This is a genomic window from Paraburkholderia tuberum STM678 (genome assembly GCF_902833905.1).
Taxonomy (GTDB): domain Bacteria; phylum Pseudomonadota; class Gammaproteobacteria; order Burkholderiales; family Burkholderiaceae; genus Paraburkholderia; species Paraburkholderia tuberum.
Window position 1 is genome coordinate 173148 of sequence record NZ_CADFGP010000002.1, and the last position, 15749, is coordinate 188896.

The following is a 15749-nucleotide window of genomic DNA, read 5'->3' on the forward strand; positions in this document are numbered from 1 at the left end:
GCAATGCATTCCGCTTCATGCCCTTCACTCACTCCGCGCGCTGCAATGGTCTGCACGAACCGCGGCAGCTATAAGCCGGGTTGCCATTTTTCGTTATCCAAATCCATTTAACGAGAGGTGCAGTGAACAGCAAAGGGTCTGCTCGTGGCTTCGCAGGTCCGAGCCCCAACAGCATGAATCACAACAGTGCTGTTAGTGCCGTGGTAGCGGCATACCAGATAGGGGTCAACGCCCGTTAAATCCCACTGGTCAGATGTTTTTCCTGACGCAGGAATAAGGTCTGCCTCGTGCTCTGGAGGGCCATCGAACAGGGATGCGTTATCCAGAACATGATGTTGCCCTCCTGCGGAAAGCGCGTTTGGGCATTTGAATTGGACCTGTGTTGGCGACGCGCACGCGGCGCTTGTTGCCAGGAGGCAAACTGCCAGGAAAAGCACCTTATTCGACAACATAATATCGGCTGCCATCATTAACGGGCGAGCCCTTGCCGCGACGGAAATGGATAGTACGCCGATGCGGAGGTTGTTTGGTATGTCCGTTCCACTGGTCAATCACAGTGATTCCAGCCAGTGTTTGTCCGAGATAAATTGCCGCGTGGCTGGTTCCGTTCGTGTGATTTCCATAGCGTCCATTGTTGTCGAATGTAGCTATTACGGTTCCTTTGTGGATGAGGACATTGCCCTGGACCCGGTCTCCCTTTTTCCACAAGGAAGACGGCGGAATTTTCACAACAGCATGAACTAGCGTAACGCACTGGCCATTCCCGACCAGATGCCCTTGGTTGATCAGATCATCTGCCTTTTCCGTATCAGCGACATAGCGCATCTTTTCTGCTTCTCCTTTGCCAGTAAAAGGGACAAGACTCAACGCACACACTAGCGAGCCCAGCCCATCCGAACAAGCAGTACTCGAGTTTTCAGAAATTGACGATCCACTGATTAGTCCGTCCAGATTGCGATTCAGCTTCTCGCGAGCGAGAAACAGCCCTGCTGCTCATTGTGTCGCAATGTGTCGGGTAGCTCCACCTCGAGTCGACCGCTGTGCTGCACTACGCCCCCACCCCCACCTCACCCCCCAACTCCCGCGCAATAAACTCGACAAACGCGCGAATACGATTCGACATCTGATGCCGCGGCGAATACACCGCGAAGATATCCGCATTCGGTGTGTCGTGATCGGGCAGCAACTGGACGAGCGATCCTTCCGTCAGATACTGCCGGATGTCCCATTCCGCGCGCATCAGGATGCCGTGTCCTTCGAGCGCCCATTTGACGGCGATCTCGCCGTCGTTGGTGGTCAGGGTGCCCTTGATCCGCACCGCCTCGGTCTTGCGCGCGGCGCCGCGTCCCGAGGTCAGCCGCCACACGCCGTACGCTTCGTCGCCCTGACGAATGCCGATGCAGTTGTGGCGCGTCAGATCGTGCGCCGTGAGCGGCATGCCGTGCGCCGCGAGATACGACGGCGCCGCGCACAGCAGACGCCGGTTCGGCGCAAGCCGGCGCGCGACCACGCGGGTATCGGGCGGCTCGCCGAAGCGGATGCAGACGTCGAAGCTGTCGTCGGTAAGCGGCGGGGGCGTGACCGACAACTGCAGTTGAACCGACACCTGCGGATACCGCGCGACGAAGCGCGAGATCGCCGGCCCGACATGGCTGCGCCCGAAGCCGAGCGTCGCGTTCACGCGCAGCAAGCCCTTCGGTGTCTTTTTCGCCGAGCCGAGCAGTTCGGCCAGTTCGTCGATCTCGTCGAGAATCCGCCGCGCGCGCTCGAGGTATAGCTCGCCTTCGGGCGTCAGCATCATGCGGCGCGTCGTGCGGGTTACGAGTGCGACGCCCGCGCGCTGCTCCATCTGGGTCAGGCGCTTGCTGACGGCCGCCGCGGTCAGCCCCAGTTCGCGTGCGGCCGCGCTGAGGCTGCCGCTCGCGGCGAGCGTCGAGAAAAAGCCCAGATCGGCTGGCTGGACGGTGTCGCGCATCGTCTTTTCCGCGTCTTCGCATTTGTGAATGCAAGTTAAAGATGCTTTGAGTTTAGCACCGGTTTTTACCCGTGGGATCGCGCTAGAGTCCACTCACGCCATTCACCAAGCACAGGACGCAGACATGAAGACCTATCGCATCGCAACCATCCCCGGCGACGGCATCGGCAAGGAGGTCGTGCCGGCCGGCGCGCAGGTGCTCGAGGCGCTCGCGAAGACCACGCGCGCCTTCACGTTCGAGTTCGAGAACTTCGACTGGGGCGGCGACTACTATCGTCAACACGGCGTGATGATGCCGGCCGACGGGCTCGACGCGATCCGCAACAAAGATGCGATCCTGTTCGGCTCGGCGGGCGACAAGGACATTCCCGATCACATCACGCTGTGGGGTCTGCGACTGAAAATCTGCCAGGGCTTCGACCAATACGCGAACGTGCGCCCGACGCGCATCCTGCCCGGCATCGACGCACCGCTGAAGTACTGCAAGCCCGAGGATCTGAACTGGGTGATCGTCCGCGAAAATTCGGAGGGTGAATATTCGGGCGTCGGCGGCCGCGTGCATCAGGGCCATCCGATCGAAGCCGCGACCGACGTGTCGATCATGACGCGCGCCGGCGTCGAGCGCATCATGCGCTTCGCGTTCCGCCTCGCGCAGTCGCGTCCGCGCAAGCTGTTGACCGTGATCACGAAGAGCAACGCGCAGCGTCATGCGATGGTGATGTGGGACGAGATCGCGCTCGAAATCTCGAAGGAGTTTCCGGACGTCACGTGGGACAAGGAACTCGTCGACGCGGCGACCGCGCGCATGGTCAACCGTCCCGCGACGCTCGACACGATCGTCGCCACCAATCTGCACGCCGATATTCTCAGCGACCTCGCGGCCGCGCTCGCCGGCAGCCTCGGCATCGCGCCGACCGGCAACATCGATCCGGAGCGCCGCTATCCGTCGATGTTCGAGCCGATCCACGGCTCCGCGTTCGACATCATGGGCAAGGGGCTCGCGAATCCGGTCGGCACGTTCTGGTCGGTCGTGATGCTGCTCGAACACCTCGGCGAATTCGACGCGGCCAGGCGCGTGATGCAGGCCGTCGAAGCGGTGACCGCGAACAAAGCGCTGCACACGCGCGACCTCGGCGGCACGGCCACGACCGCGCAGGTGACGGCGGCCGTGTGCGCGTTCATCGAGCAGGCGGCGACGCCCGCGGCGAACGCGGCTTGAGCGCCGGCTTCGCGCGAACTGAACCGGACTGAGCGGAACCGCGCGCAAATCAGGCGCGCGGTCTGCGCCCCGGCCACGACGTGGCCGGCACACAACCTTGACTCGATTAGCTCGGCCCAATGTCGGCCGGCGCGAGGCTCGCGCGCGGTCAATAGCCGCGCGCCGCAGGAGGAGACAATGACTTCGGAACTCGAAAGCCGGGTGTCCCGCAAGCTGATGCTGCGGATCATCCCGTTCGTCATGCTGTTGTACTTCGTGAGCTTTCTCGATCGCGTGAATGTGGGCTTCGCCGCATTGTCGATGAACAAGGCGATCGGTCTTTCGCCGACCGCGTTCGGCCTCGGCGGCGGGCTCTTTTTCATCGGCTATTTTCTGTTCGAAGTGCCGTCGAACCTGATCCTGCACAAGGTCGGCGCGCGGCGCTGGATTGCTCGCGTGATGGTGTCGTGGGGGCTCGTGTCGCTCGCGTCGGCGTTCGTCGTCGGGCCGAACAGTTTCTACGCGCTGCGCTTCATTCTAGGCGTCGCGGAAGCGGGCTTCTTTCCCGGCATCATCCTGTATCTGAGCCTGTGGTTTCCGGCGCGGCAGCGTGCGGTCGCGGCGGCGTGGTTCATGGCCGCCGCGCCGATCTCGACTGCGATCGGCTCGCCGATTTCCGGCGCGATCATGAAACTGCCGCCGATTGCCGGACTCGTCGACTGGCAAATGCTCTACATACTCGAAGCATTGCCCGCGATTATCCTCGGCTTCTGCGTGCTCAAGTATCTGACCGACAAGCCCGCGCAAGCCGAGTGGCTGCAGCCCGACGAGCGCGACTGGCTGATCGCGAGGCTGAAGCTCGAAGCCGACGCGCGGCACGCGCATGCGGGCCACACGGCCGGCGCGCTCAGCGCGTTGCGCGATCCGCGCGTGCTCGCGCTCGCGCTGATCTACTTCGGCACCTCGGCGGGACTTTATACGCTCGGCTTGTGGGCGCCGCTGATCATCCGCCAATACGGTTTCGGCACGTTCGAAACCGGGTTGCTCGCCGGCGTGCCGAGCGTGCTCGCGGTGATCGCGATGGTGCTATGGGCGAAGCACTCGGATCGCACCGACGAACGGACGTGGCACGTAGTGATTCCGTGCGCGCTTGCGTGCATCGGCTTCGTGTTCGCCGGTAATGCGACCACCGCGTTGATGATCGTGCTTGCGCTCGTCGTCGTGAACGTCGGAATCAGCGCCGCGAAGGCGCCGCTGTGGGCGATGCCGAGCATGTTCCTGTCGGGCGCCGGGGCGGCGGCGGGCATTGCCATGATCAACTCGATCGGCAATCTCGGCGGCTTCGTCGGGCCGTTTGCGATCGGCTGGCTCAAGCACGTCACGGGCGGCTATACGGCAGGGCTTTATGTGGTCGGGGCGACGTTGGCGCTGTCGGCGGTCGTGACGCTGATGTTGAGCCGGCAGACGAAGTCTGCACCTGCCGCGGTGGGCGAACGGCACGGGCATTCGAACGCGCGCAGATAGCAGAGCTTGCGCGTCAGGTCCAGCAGGTAATGGGGCCGACGCTCGAGGTCCAATACACGCTAGCGATAATCCGCCGCGCCTTTGTCCGACATTACCGGTCTCCCGGCCTATACTGAACCGTGCGGCGCACCATTCGCGCTGCTGACTCACAAAGTCACCTCTGTGCGGATTTCCGCGCGAACGCTTTGCGCGTGTCCGCCGACACCTCGCTGCAAATCCAGCCCGGTGCAGCAACTCTCAATGCGAATGTCGGTCTCCGGCGTGCCACCTCCGCGCGCTGATCGAACACCGACGCCAGCCCGCCACCTTTTCGAAGGACGATTGGTCCTAACCGGCCTATCGTCCGTCCTCCGCTCGTTGCATGAGCAGGAATGGCTACGCATGGCTTACGCATGGCTGTATCTGTCAGATCGCTGTAAATGATGTTTTCTCTTAACTTAGGATGTCGAAAGACGGTGCGTACCTGCGCACCTCATTTGATTACAAGGAGACGAACATGAATAGCCAGCGTTTAAGCATGTTGTCGGCAACGGCTATTGCCCTTCTTTCGCTCAATGGTGCGGCTCACGCCGGCAGCGCATGTTCAGCCTCTCTGCTGAACGGCGCATACGGTTTCAGTGCCGTGGGGCAGGTCATCGGACTGATCGACTCAGCGGGGGTGCATCAATTTGTGACCCAATTGGCGCTTAACGATGTCTCCCTGGTGACGTTCGACGGTTCCAAACATTTCACGCGAATTGACGTCGGCACGACCAATGGTGCGCCGAAGAACGGAGTGACCAGTTTCACCGGGGCCCAGAGTGGCGCCTACACCGTGAACCCCGATTGCACCGGAACGATGACTATCAAATACGACAGCGGGGTGGTGCTAGGCCTTGAAATAGTTGTGACCGATGATGCCAGATTGATCAAGGCCATCATCATCAGCGAGACGGTGCCGTCAGTCGGCCCGACCGTCGATGCCGTGAACTGTACTACGACTTCTTGTAGCGAAGCAGTGCAGGTCAGCCTTGAGGGGCGCAAGGTAGAGGCCTTCGGCTTCCGTCATTAGTCTGCGGGAGGGGCGTGACGTCTCACTCGGTGTCGGCAGACACGTGCAGAAGGAGGCTCCAGCGCAAGCTTCGAACGATGATCCGCTACGGCGTCTTCGATTCGCCGCCAACCACCGGAGGAAGCGTCGATCAAACCGCGGGCAATGCGCTCGCGCTGCAGGTCGCGCAACAATCGTCGGTATTGCTGAAGAACGCGGTGGCGAGCGGCGATTCGCAGCCGGTGCTGCCGTTGAACGCGGCGGGGCTGTCGTCGATCGTGGTGATCGGCGCTCACGCGGATGCAGGCGTGCTGTCGGGCGGCGGCTCGGGCGCGGTGCCGGCGGCCGCGGGCAACGCGGTGTCCGGTTGCGTGTCGCCGTCGCCGCTGTTGAGCACCTGCGCGACGTGGTACAAGTCGGCACCGCTGGCCGCGATCCAGGCGAAGGCGCCGAACGCAAGCGTGACCTTCGTCGACGGCACGAACGCGGCGACAGCGGCGACCGCCGCCGCGAAGGCGGACGTGGCGATCGTGTTCGCGACGCAATGGGAAAGCGAGGGCGCGGATCTGCCGAGCCTGAGCCTGCCGAGCAATACGACTGACAGCTATAACCAGAGCTACGATCAGAACGCGCTGATCAGCGCGGTCGCGGCGCAAGCGAAGCGCGTGATCGTCGTGCTCGAGAACGGCAGCCCGGTCCTGATGCCGTGGCTATCCAACGTGCACGGCGTGCTCGAAGCGTGGTATCCGGGCGTGCAGGGCGGCCAGGCGATTGCCGATCTGCTGTTCGGCGCCGTGAACCCGTCCGGCAAATTGCCGATCACGTTCCCGATGCAGGACGCGGATCTCCCGCAACCGACGATCTCGGCCACCGATACCACCGTTACCTACAGCGAAGGACTCTTCATGGGTTATCGCTGGTATGACGGCAAGCAGATCGCGCCGCTGTTCCCGTTCGGTTATGGGCTGTCCTACACGAGCTACAGCTACTCGGGCCTCAACGCGCAAGTGGATGCGAGCGGCAACGTGAAGGTGACCTTTACCGTCAAGAATATGGGCTCGCGCGCGGGCGCGGAAATCGCCGAAGTTTATGCCGCGTTGCCGAGCGGTCTGGGCGAACCGCCGAAGCGTCTGGTCGGCTGGCAAAAGGTCGCGCTGCAGGCGGGGGAGTCGCAGCAGGTCAGCGTATCGATTGCGCCGAAGCTGCTGTCGACGTGGGACGCGACCAACCACGTGTGGAAGCTCAACGGCGGCGTCTATCAGATGATCGCGGGGGCTTCTTCGCGCGATCCGAATGCGTTGACGGCGTCGGTGACGATCGCGGGGCATTGAGCCCTGAGGTTTTGAACTGGAAGGCCTGGTAGCGGGGTACGGGGTCGAGCGCCGTATCCCGCCGGCACGCGTTCGGCATGTCAGTCGCCGGGCAGACGATAAGCGAACTCGTACGAATGCGCGCCGTCGACGATGTCGATCCTGAACTCGCCTTCAATGCCGCTCAGCTCGCCCGTGCCTGAATCCGGCACGACCGTCACCGCCAGCGCCGCTGCGCCGCGATTCATCACGCCGATATGCTGCAGCACGAACGTGCCCTGCTTGCCCGCCAGCGTGCCAGTGACCTGTTCGAGCGCGACATAGCCGGCCGAGCCTTTGACGTTCGTCATCGCGCTCAGCATTTGCCCTTGGGTGGTCGCGGCGAGATCGCCGGAGATCTGCTTGTCGATCGACATGCGGCCGAGCTTCGATTCGGCCTCCGCGTTTTCAAACGGCATCGGTTGAAGGGAGACGATGAAGGTGCCTTTTGCGACGTGGTGAGTCATCGGGATTTCCTCCGGGCTTGAACGGGCGACGGCGAAGCGGCGAAACGAACCGTGACGCTTGCGAACCGTAGCACACGTCGCTGTCAGGGCGCTGCACGCGCAGTGCCGTCGCTCGTGCCGAACGCGTCCGCGAACTCGCGCTTCAACCACGCGAGCGCCGGGTCCTGGTCGTGCGCCGCGGCCCACATCAGCGAAACCTCGTAGCCCGGCACCTCGAATGGCAGCGGACTCAGCGCGAGACCGAGCGTATCGCGCCAGACGCGGCCGATGAACTCCGGCACCGTCGCGATCGCCGCCGTGCGTTGCACGATGAACGGACTGGTCGCGAAGTTCGAGCTCGAAAACAAGACGTCGCGCTTCAGTCCCTGCATCTCGAGTCGTTCATCGATGAAGCCGCGCAGCTCGGCGCTGAACGAAGTCAGCACATGACGGTGGCGCAGAAACTCGTCCATCGACAAATGCTTGCGGCGCGTCCTGACGAGCTGGGGGTTGTAGACGCTCACGAAGCGCCATGAAAACAGCGGCGTGAATCGCTGCCACGGCACGCATTCGCGGAATACGCCGACCGCGAGTTCGATCGCGCCATCGTCGAGCATCGCGGCGGCGCGCGTCGAATCTGTGGAGCGCGCGATCAGCTTCACGCCGGGTGCGGTGTCGGCGAGGCGCGCGATGATCTCGGGCATCAGCAGCAGTTCGAGCGAATCGCTAAGGCCGATGCGGAACACCCGCTGCGCGCGGGCCGGATCGAAGACGGATGGCTGCGTGAGCGCCTGATGCAGCGATTGCAGGAACGGCTCGATCTGCCGCGCGAGTTCGAGCGCGCGCGGCGTCGGCGTCATGCCTTGCGGCGTGCGCACGAACAACTCGTCGCCGAACGTTTCGCGCAAGCGCTTGAGCGCGCCGCTGACGGCCGGTTGCCCAAGAAACAGCCGCTGCGCGGCACGCGTGACGCTGCGCTCTTCCAGCAGCGCGCGGAAGGTCAGCAGCAGGTTCAGGTCGAAGCGCCGAAAATCATTTTCAATGATGTTGGCCATGACATTAAACGATTTGAGTGATGGGCTCGCACCGCGCATTCTACTGCCACGGGGTCTCCCGTTCACACTCAGGAGCAATGACATGGACTGGCAAAATCAGAAGGTCGTGGTGCTAGGTGGCTCGTCGGGCATTGGGCTCGCGCTGGTGAAGCGGCTCGTGGCGGCTGGCGCGAGCGTCGTCGCGGTGGGGCGCGACCGCGCCAAACTGGACGATGCGCTGCTTGGCATCGGCGGACAGGTGACGAGCGAGGCGCTCGATTGCGCCGATCGCGCGGCGCTCGGACACTTCTTCGGCGGCCTCGGCCGGATCGATCATCTGGTGATGACGCTGTCGGGCGGTGAAGGCGCGGGGCCGTTTGCTGAACTGGATCTGGCCGCGCTGCGGCGTGGCTTCGAGGCCAAGTTCTGGCCGCAGCTCGAAGCCGCGCAGACCGCGCTACCCACGCTGCGTCGCGACGGCAGCCTGACGTTTCTGACCGCGATTTCGGCGCGCATCGCGAATCCGGGCACGGCGGGTCTGGGTGCGATCAACGGCGCGCTCGAAAGCATGATCGGCACGCTGGCGCGCGAGCTTGCGCCGCTGCGCGTGAACGCGGTGTCGCCGGGTGTGATCGATACGCCGTGGTGGGACAGATTTCCCGCGAGCGTGAAGAGTGAGCTGTTTCGGCAGCAAAGCGAAACGTTACCGGTGCGGCGCGTCGGGCAGGCCGACGATGTCGCGCACGCGCTGCAGTTTCTGCTGGAGAACACGTTTATGACGGGGGCGGTGATCGAGTGTGATGGCGGCTTGCGGCTACTGTGAAGTACGGGCGCGGGAATCCGTGGTCAGGCGTTCTTCGCCCGCTGAACGCGAACCGGCAGAAACATCGCCGCCGCGAAGCACAACAAATGCAGCCCGGCCAGCAGCACGAACGTCGGCAGAAATCGGCCGGGCTGTGCACCCGAAACACCGTGCAACGTCGACGCTATCACCATCGAAAGCAGCGTCGTCGCGAACGGACCGCCCACTCTCTGCGCGATGTTCAACGCAGTATTCGCAACCGCGAGCCTTTCTCTCCCGATCGACGAGTACGCGGCCGAGATCGACGGCACGCTGATCGTCCCCTGACCGACGCCCGCAAAGAACAGACCGACCGCGGCCCATCCGGCGGAGAACGAATCAACGCTCAGCCACAGAAACACGAGCGTGCTCAGAAACGCCAGCAATGCGCCGCCCGCCGCGAGCGCGCGGCAGCCGAGCCGCTCGGTCAACCATCCGAGCAGCGGAAACGAGCACATCATGCCGACGCCGGTTGCCGTGAGCAGGCCGCCCGCGTGCGTGGCCGACAAACCGCAGCCCGCGATCAGAAAAAGCGGCACGGCGAGCTGCCGTCCATACATGATCGCGTTCGCGAAGAACTGGGCGAGTGCGGCGACCGAGAACGTACGTGTCGCAAACATGCGCACGTCGATCAGCGCGGTGTGGCCTTTGCGCGCCGCGTACAGCGCGAAGCCGGCGAGAAACGCGACGCCCGCGAGCAGACACGCCAAGCCCACCGCTCGCGACGCGTCCTGAAGTCCATAGACAAGCGCGACGAGCCCAGGGGAGATCAACGCAAAGCCGGTGAAATCGAACGGTCGCTTCTGCGACCCGGCGGCATCGCGCGGCAGCAGCAACACCGCCATCGCGACGCCGAAAGCGCCCACCGGAACATTGACGAAGAACAGCCAGGGCCAGCTCGCGTGCGCGAGCACGAGGCCGGCCAGCACCGGGCCGAGAATCGGACCGAGCAGAATGGGTAGCGCGGTGTAGCCCATCACCCGCTCGAGGTTCTTGCCGGCCACGCGTCCGATCATCATTTGTGCCATCGGCCCGAGCACACCGGCAACGAGGCCCTGGAAGATGCGCGCGCCGATCAGCTCGCCGATCGTCTGCGCCGCGCCGCACAGCATCGACGCTATCGTGAACGTCGAAAAGCAGAACAGGTACAGCCGCTTCGCGCCGATGCGGTCGACCAGCCAGCCGTTGAGCGGCAACATCAACGCCATCGCGAGCAGGTAGCCGCTGATGATCCACTGCGCGGTAGCGATCGACGCATCGAGCGTATGGCCGATCGCCGACAGCGACACGTTGACCAGCGTCGAGTCCATCTGCGACATGAACGAGCCGATCGACACGACCGCCGCGACTTTCCACACGGTCGGATCGATCCGCGTGGAAGCGGATGCGCAGGCGCGCTCGCGCATGCCGCTCATCGGTCCGCGCGTCTACAGATGAAGGTCTGGCGTTCGGTCGAGCTCATGTGCCGGCTCACGCTGCCTTGCCGCTCGCGCTCGCCGCGGCCGCAGGCTGTACCTGCTCGAGATGGCGCAGCAGCTTCGTTACCATCACGACGACGACGAACGCGAGGACCACGAAGAACAGCGCGAGCGGTGTGAGCACCTGCACCGACACGAAGCCGGCCAACCCCATCATCGCCGATGAAACCAGCAGCAGCGCGCAGCCGAGAATCGCGCTCGTCAGACCCGCGATGTGCGGGAACAGCGAGTTGCCCTTCGCCATCAGCGTCGGATACATTGCGCCGGCGCAGAAGCCCATCACGAGCACAGGCGTCGCGAGCGTCCACACGCGTAGACCGACCGTCAGCGCGAGCAGCAGCATCGCAAGCGACGCGGCCGCCATCAGCCGTGCGCCGATGCGCAGCCGCTGCTCGGCGCTCGGCAGACCCGGACCGTGCAGGCGATTCGACAGACCGCCAAGAAAGTACATCATGCCGATGCCGAGCGCGAGGTAGCCGAAGAAGGTCGGCGGCTTGTGCAGCGTGGTCTGCACCATGAACGGCCCGACGATGTTGAACACCAGCAGGATGCTGTAGCACAGGCCCTGCGCGAGGAAGCAGCTCTGGAACACGGGGCTCGCGAGCACTTTGCGCGCGTTCGCGGTCAGCGTGCGCGGTTCGAGATGGACGGGCTTCGGCAAGGTCTCGCGATAACGCCAGAGCAGCGCCCACATCACCAGCGAATAGATCAGCAGAAACACGAGGCACGCGCGCCAGCCGAACGCGGTCTGCAGATGCGCGCCGATCACCGGCGCGACGATCGGCGCGAGCCCCCACGCGATCGACATGTACGTGAACGCATGCAGCAAGGCCTGACCCGCGAACGAATCGGTGATGATCGCTTTCGCCAGCAGGTTCGTGCTCGCGATGCCGAAGCCCTGCAGTGCGCGGGCGAGGATGAACGTCTCGAGATTGGGCGCCGCGAGCGACAGCAGGCAGCCGACCGTGTAGACCGTCAGACCGAACGCGAGCACGCGCTTGCGGCCATACGCGTCGGCGATCGGACCGAAGATCAGCTGACCGAACGCGTAGGCGGCCATGTAGCCGGTGACGCTGATCTGGATCGCTTGCGGCGAGGTGCCGAAGTAGCGCGCCATCGCGGGCAGCGCGGGCACGTAGATGTCGATGGCGAGCTGTCCGGCGGACGCGAACAGGCAGATCAGGAATAGCAGGAAGCGCGGCGAGTTCGGGGCGGAGTCGGCGGAAGCGGGGTGGTCGGCGGTGGCGTGGCTCATGGGTGCATCGAAAGGGAACACTGGCGGCGCGGGCATCGATGCGTTCGGATATCGAACGGAAAAGGCGCGAATGCCCCCGGCATTATCGCCGGGTATTGTGCCCGTCGTATGGCAGGAAGTGGGATAGTCCCTGGCGGGGGTGTGGAATGGCGCGGCCGACGAGCGCGCTATCCCGCCGCAACGAGGCTCATTTCGCGCAGTCCTCGATCGACCGCAGCAACGCGCCCTGGTCTGCCGGGTCCTGGAAGAACGCGACGAAGCTCGCATGCTCGTCGTTTGCGATGCGGCCGGAGCAGTCCTTGCCTTTGAGCGGGGGGCGAGACGCCGTCCAGATCATCGCCATCACGGCGAAAGCCAGCACGACGCCTGTAAAGACGAGCCCGAGCAGTAAGGACCTGGCGTCGTCCGATATTGCGTCTAGCCGATGCGAAGCCTCCCGCGGCCCGCAATGCATATCGCGGATCTCGAGAGCCGCGTCGGCGCGCCGCTGTTGTCGCGCAAACGCGGTCAGGTGCGGGCCTCGGCGATCGGCGAGACGCTGGTGGCCTATGCGCGTCAGATGCTGGCCAATGCCGAGCAGGCACTGGAGGACGTGCGGCGACAGGTGGAAGGGCTCGGCGGACGGGTTCGGCTCGGCGCTTCCACCGCGGCCATCGCGAATCTGCTGCCGCAGGCGTTGGAACGACTGGCCGCCGGGCATCCCGGCATCGATGTGCAAATCGCCGTGCTGACTTCGCAGGAAACGCTGACGCGACTCGCCCAGGAGTCGCTCGACGTGGGCATCGTGGCGCTGCCGCAAGCGCCGCTACGAGGGCTATCGATCGAAACATGGCGCCGCGATCCGGTGGTCGCGTTCATGCCGGCCGGGTGGACGTGTCCAGCTCGCATCACGCCGCAATGGATCGCCGCGAAGCCGCTGATTCTGAACGACGCGACCACACGGCTTTCGCGTTTGACGACGGAATGGTTCAGCGCGGCGGGGCAGCACCCCACGCCGCGCATCCAGCTCAACTACTCGGATGCGATCAAGAGTCTCGTCGCAGCGGGATACGGCGCCGCGCTGCTGCCGCAGGAACCGAGCCGCTCGTCGGCCGACGCGCGCATCGTCACACGGGCGCTGCGCCCTGCGTTATGGCGACAGCTGGGCCTGGCCTTTCGCGCGGGTCCCGTGGAGCGTCCGACTCAGCATGTGCTCGACGTATTGCGGAGTTTGCGGTTGAGCTAGCGGGGCTGTGTTACGTCGCCGACGCTTTCCGCCTCTCCTCCTCGCGATAAAGCACGAACTCTTCCGCCAACGCTTTTGCAACGGAAGCCCTACGCGTGATTCAAGGCGGTGTCGCGGCGTACTCAATACTCAGGTCTCGATCAGGTGCAGAAACTGCCTTACCCGTGGACTGCTGCCTTCACCAAAGAAGGCTTGCGGTGTCGTGTCTTCGGCAACTACGCCGCCGTCCATAAAAACAACCCGATCCGCTACATCTCGCGCAAACCGCACTTCGTGCGTGACGATCAGCATCGTCATGCCCGCTTTGGCAACGTCGCGCATGACGGTCAGGACATCCTCCCGCAGCGCTGGATCGAGAGCAGACGTGGGCTCGTCGAAGAAGATGACCTCTGGATCCATCGCGAGCGCCCGCGCGATCGCTACGCGCTGCTTCTGACCGCCGGACAGCCGTGCCGGATATTCGTTGGCTTTTGCGGCCAGCCCAACCTGTGTCAGCAGGTGAATTGCGCGCTCCGACGCTTGCGCACGAGGGACACCCTTGACGCTGACCGGACCTTCCATCACGTTTTCCAGTGCTGTCCTGTGCGGAAAGAGGTTAAACGACTGGAACACCATCGCGGTGCGCTGGCGGATCGCGCGGATCTTCTTCTGATTCTGGCGTGACGGTTTTGACAAACCGTTGCATTCGACATCAATGCCGCATACTGTCACGCTGCCGGCATCCGGTACCTCGAGGAAGTTCAGCGAGCGCAGCAGCGTGGTCTTGCCCGACCCGGAGGGACCCATTACAACGACAACCTCGCCTTTCGATACGCTGAAATCGACGCCGCGCAAGACATGGTTGTCGCCAAATGCCTTCGAAAGTCCACGGACTTCAATCGTCCTGATATCAGTATTCATACAAAACGCCTCGAAATGCGATTCTCGAGGACGGTCTGGACGATCGTGAGAATCTGGTTGATGCCCCAGTAGATCAGGCCGACCATCAGGAACATTTCCATGTAGCGGAAGGTGGAGGCGCCGACCTGGTCGGCGACGCGGGTCAGTTCTACCACCGTAATTGTCGAAGCGAGGGATGTATCTTTGATGAGTGCAATCATGCGGCTGCCGACAGGCGGAATGGCGATGCGTAGTCCTTGGGGAAGAATAACCCGCGACATGGCTTTCCAGTAACCCATGCCCAGCGACATCGCAGCTTCCCACTGGCCCTTGTCCACCGCGTTGATGCCGGAACGGAAGTTCTCGCTCAGATACGCGGCCGAAAACAGCGTGAGCGCGAGGAGCGCGGCGGGAACCGGGTCAAGTGTCAGACCGTACCGGGGCAAACCGAAATAGATCAGCAGTATCTGCACGAGCAGCGGCGTGCCACGGAAGATGGATACATATGCGAATGCGAAGGCGCGTAGTGCGCCTATGCTGGAGATACGAGCCAAGGCGACAAGCAACCCTAGCGTCGAACCGAGCACAAACGACAACAAACCGAGAAAGAGTGTCATCAGCACCGCACTCTTTAACAGCGGAAGCGAGCGCATGAAAAGCTCGATCATGACTACTCCTTGTGTGCCTTCGCTTTGGTGATCGTGCCGGCCATATCGTAATCTTGCCCGACCCACTTCCTGGCAAGGGCCTCGATCGTCCCGTCAGCCATCATGTCTGCAATCGCCTTATCGACCGCTGCGAGCAGGGCCGGTTGGCCTTTCTGCAAAGCCGGCGCTGATAGCTGGTAGATCAAGGGTTCGCCCACTTCCTTGACCGGTAAATGGTTGACGTTGGCGTACTTCATGCCGCCGAAGTGCGAGATGATGACTGCGTCGATACGTCCATTGCCCAGATCGCTGAAGACGAGTCCCCCGTTATCGTACGAACGAATGTCGGAGTCATGCAGGTGTGCTCGTGCCCAAGTTTCATTGCTCGAGCCAGTGACCACTCCCACTCGCTTGCCTTTAAGGGTTTCCTTGCCCTTAATGTCTGTGTTGCCGGCGGGTACGAAAATGCGGAAATCCTCCACGCCGTATGGTTCGCCGAAATCAACCTGTTGTTGCCGTTCAGGTGTAGGCGTGAGATCGTTCATCACAAGGTCGTACTTGCCCGTCTTCAACCCTTCCACGAAGTTCTTGAACGAATCGGCGACGAATACTACGTTCGGCACGCCAATGCGCTTGCCGACTTCCTTTGCAATTGCAACGTCATAGCCGACAGGTTGATTGTTTTCGTCAAGCATGCTCCATGGGGGACTACTCTGGGTGTTGGCCACGCGCAATGTGCCATTCGCCTTCACCTGCGCGAGAAGATCCGCTGCCTGCACAGTAGCGGGTGAACTGAATGCCGCGGAAAGCGTCACGAAACTCGCTACAGTGGCAAAGCGTCTCCATCCATTGATTGATTTCATCTCGT

The 15749-nt window shown here is 63.1% G+C and carries 15 protein-coding genes and 2 pseudogenes; 6 read left to right on the forward strand and 11 right to left on the reverse strand.

Features of this window, described 5'->3' with window-relative positions; all coding sequences use genetic code 11:
• Positions 1 to 107 precede the first annotated feature (107 nt).
• The 3 genes from HWY30_RS42860 to HWY30_RS02465 all read right to left on the reverse strand — a co-directional run bounded on the left by HWY30_RS42860 (position 108) and on the right by HWY30_RS02465 (position 1975).
• A complete protein-coding gene (locus HWY30_RS42860) occupies positions 108 to 470 on the reverse strand; it encodes an STY0301 family protein (RefSeq protein ID WP_410452549.1) in 363 nt (120 codons plus the stop codon).
• A complete protein-coding gene (locus HWY30_RS02460; RefSeq protein WP_090808025.1) occupies positions 439 to 825 on the reverse strand; it encodes a BPSL0067 family protein in 387 nt (128 codons plus the stop codon). The genes HWY30_RS42860 and HWY30_RS02460 overlap by 32 nt, the downstream gene beginning before the upstream one ends.
• A 223-nt stretch (positions 826 to 1048) precedes the next feature.
• Positions 1049 to 1975 carry a LysR substrate-binding domain-containing protein gene (locus HWY30_RS02465; protein ID WP_090808023.1) on the reverse strand — a complete coding sequence of 309 codons (927 nt, stop codon included), beginning with the start codon at positions 1973 to 1975 and terminating at the stop codon, positions 1049 to 1051.
• Between the two features lie 124 nt (positions 1976 to 2099).
• On the opposite strand from HWY30_RS02465, the gene HWY30_RS02470 reads away from it, so the two are divergent.
• The 4 genes and pseudogenes from HWY30_RS02470 to HWY30_RS02485 all read left to right on the forward strand — a co-directional run.
• The gene (locus HWY30_RS02470; RefSeq protein WP_090808021.1) at positions 2100 to 3194 is read left to right on the forward strand and encodes a tartrate dehydrogenase; all 1095 of its coding nucleotides are present in this window, start codon (positions 2100 to 2102) and stop codon (positions 3192 to 3194) included.
• A 177-nt stretch (positions 3195 to 3371) separates the two neighbouring features.
• Entirely contained in the window at positions 3372 to 4697 is a 1326-nt protein-coding gene (locus tag HWY30_RS02475; RefSeq protein WP_090808020.1) for an MFS transporter, read from the forward strand.
• Positions 4698 to 5193: 496 nt separating this feature from the next.
• On the forward strand, positions 5194 to 5748 hold the full coding sequence (locus tag HWY30_RS02480) for a hypothetical protein (protein WP_143037234.1): 555 nt from the start codon (positions 5194 to 5196) through the stop codon (positions 5746 to 5748).
• Between the two features lie 26 nt (positions 5749 to 5774).
• A pseudogene (locus HWY30_RS02485) lies at positions 5775 to 7058 on the forward strand (glycoside hydrolase family 3 C-terminal domain-containing protein); the annotation flags it as partial.
• A gap of 80 nt (positions 7059 to 7138) precedes the next feature.
• Here HWY30_RS02485 and HWY30_RS02490 read toward each other — a convergent pair.
• Positions 7139 to 7543: a DUF3224 domain-containing protein gene (locus HWY30_RS02490; RefSeq protein ID WP_090808016.1), complete on the reverse strand. Its 405-nt coding sequence runs from the start codon at positions 7541 to 7543 to the stop codon at positions 7139 to 7141.
• 83 nt (positions 7544 to 7626) lie between these two features.
• Positions 7627 to 8577, reverse strand: a complete 951-nt coding sequence (locus tag HWY30_RS02495; RefSeq protein ID WP_090808014.1) for a LysR family transcriptional regulator — start codon at positions 8575 to 8577, stop codon at positions 7627 to 7629.
• 82 nt (positions 8578 to 8659) lie between these two features.
• On the opposite strand from HWY30_RS02495, the gene HWY30_RS02500 reads away from it, so the two are divergent.
• On the forward strand, positions 8660 to 9379 hold the full coding sequence (locus HWY30_RS02500) for an SDR family oxidoreductase (RefSeq protein WP_090808012.1): 720 nt from the start codon (positions 8660 to 8662) through the stop codon (positions 9377 to 9379).
• Positions 9380 to 9402: 23 nt separating this feature from the next.
• Here the strand turns inward: HWY30_RS02500 and HWY30_RS02505 are convergent, their stop codons facing one another.
• From HWY30_RS02505 to HWY30_RS02515, 3 genes are all read right to left on the reverse strand, one after another.
• Positions 9403 to 10812, reverse strand: coding sequence for a DHA2 family efflux MFS transporter permease subunit (locus HWY30_RS02505; RefSeq protein ID WP_090808009.1), 1410 nt, complete (start codon positions 10810 to 10812; stop codon positions 9403 to 9405).
• A gap of 55 nt (positions 10813 to 10867) precedes the next feature.
• Positions 10868 to 12130, reverse strand: a complete 1263-nt coding sequence (locus tag HWY30_RS02510; protein WP_090808007.1) for a multidrug effflux MFS transporter — start codon at positions 12128 to 12130, stop codon at positions 10868 to 10870.
• A 187-nt stretch (positions 12131 to 12317) separates the two neighbouring features.
• On the reverse strand, positions 12318 to 12473 hold the full coding sequence (locus tag HWY30_RS02515) for a hypothetical protein (RefSeq protein WP_244144748.1): 156 nt from the start codon (positions 12471 to 12473) through the stop codon (positions 12318 to 12320).
• Positions 12474 to 12566: 93 nt separating this feature from the next.
• Here HWY30_RS02515 and HWY30_RS02520 point away from each other — a divergent pair.
• Positions 12567 to 13355, forward strand: a pseudogene (locus HWY30_RS02520) (LysR family transcriptional regulator substrate-binding protein); the annotation flags it as partial.
• Positions 13356 to 13484: 129 nt separating this feature from the next.
• On the opposite strand, the gene HWY30_RS02525 reads toward HWY30_RS02520, so the two are convergent.
• Genes HWY30_RS02525 through HWY30_RS02535 form a run of 3 tightly spaced genes read right to left on the reverse strand, consistent with a single transcriptional unit; the run spans position 13485 to position 15744 of the window.
• Positions 13485 to 14255, reverse strand: a complete 771-nt coding sequence (locus HWY30_RS02525) for an amino acid ABC transporter ATP-binding protein (protein ID WP_090808004.1) — start codon at positions 14253 to 14255, stop codon at positions 13485 to 13487.
• Complete coding sequence (locus tag HWY30_RS02530; RefSeq protein ID WP_090808002.1) at positions 14252 to 14902, reverse strand: amino acid ABC transporter permease; 651 nt, start codon at positions 14900 to 14902, stop codon at positions 14252 to 14254. The genes HWY30_RS02525 and HWY30_RS02530 overlap by 4 nt, the downstream gene beginning before the upstream one ends.
• A 2-nt stretch (positions 14903 to 14904) precedes the next feature.
• Positions 14905 to 15744, reverse strand: coding sequence for an ABC transporter substrate-binding protein (locus HWY30_RS02535; RefSeq protein WP_244144749.1), 840 nt, complete (start codon positions 15742 to 15744; stop codon positions 14905 to 14907).
• Positions 15745 to 15749 lie beyond the last annotated feature (5 nt).

Excerpts from the sequence above, each read along its gene's own strand:
- HWY30_RS02505 (WP_090808009.1), bottom strand. The coding sequence starts at position 10,812 with ATGAGCGGCATGCGCGAGCGCGCCTGCGCATCCGCTTCCACGCGGATC.
- HWY30_RS02530 (WP_090808002.1), bottom strand. The coding sequence starts at position 14,902 with ATGATCGAGCTTTTCATGCGCTCGCTTCCGCTGTTAAAGAGTGCGGTG.
- HWY30_RS02460 (WP_090808025.1), bottom strand. The coding sequence starts at position 825 with ATGCGCTATGTCGCTGATACGGAAAAGGCAGATGATCTGATCAACCAA.
- HWY30_RS02480 (WP_143037234.1), top strand. The coding sequence starts at position 5,194 with ATGAATAGCCAGCGTTTAAGCATGTTGTCGGCAACGGCTATTGCCCTT.
- HWY30_RS02500 (WP_090808012.1), top strand. The coding sequence starts at position 8,660 with ATGGACTGGCAAAATCAGAAGGTCGTGGTGCTAGGTGGCTCGTCGGGC.
- HWY30_RS42860 (WP_410452549.1), bottom strand. The coding sequence starts at position 470 with ATGATGGCAGCCGATATTATGTTGTCGAATAAGGTGCTTTTCCTGGCA.
- HWY30_RS02535 (WP_244144749.1), bottom strand. The coding sequence starts at position 15,744 with ATGAAATCAATCAATGGATGGAGACGCTTTGCCACTGTAGCGAGTTTC.
- HWY30_RS02475 (WP_090808020.1), top strand. The coding sequence starts at position 3,372 with ATGACTTCGGAACTCGAAAGCCGGGTGTCCCGCAAGCTGATGCTGCGG.
- HWY30_RS02490 (WP_090808016.1), bottom strand. The coding sequence starts at position 7,543 with ATGACTCACCACGTCGCAAAAGGCACCTTCATCGTCTCCCTTCAACCG.
- HWY30_RS02510 (WP_090808007.1), bottom strand. The coding sequence starts at position 12,130 with ATGAGCCACGCCACCGCCGACCACCCCGCTTCCGCCGACTCCGCCCCG.
- HWY30_RS02470 (WP_090808021.1), top strand. The coding sequence starts at position 2,100 with ATGAAGACCTATCGCATCGCAACCATCCCCGGCGACGGCATCGGCAAG.
- HWY30_RS02515 (WP_244144748.1), bottom strand. The coding sequence starts at position 12,473 with ATGGCGATGATCTGGACGGCGTCTCGCCCCCCGCTCAAAGGCAAGGAC.
- HWY30_RS02525 (WP_090808004.1), bottom strand. The coding sequence starts at position 14,255 with ATGAATACTGATATCAGGACGATTGAAGTCCGTGGACTTTCGAAGGCA.
- HWY30_RS02495 (WP_090808014.1), bottom strand. The coding sequence starts at position 8,577 with ATGGCCAACATCATTGAAAATGATTTTCGGCGCTTCGACCTGAACCTG.
- HWY30_RS02465 (WP_090808023.1), bottom strand. The coding sequence starts at position 1,975 with ATGCGCGACACCGTCCAGCCAGCCGATCTGGGCTTTTTCTCGACGCTC.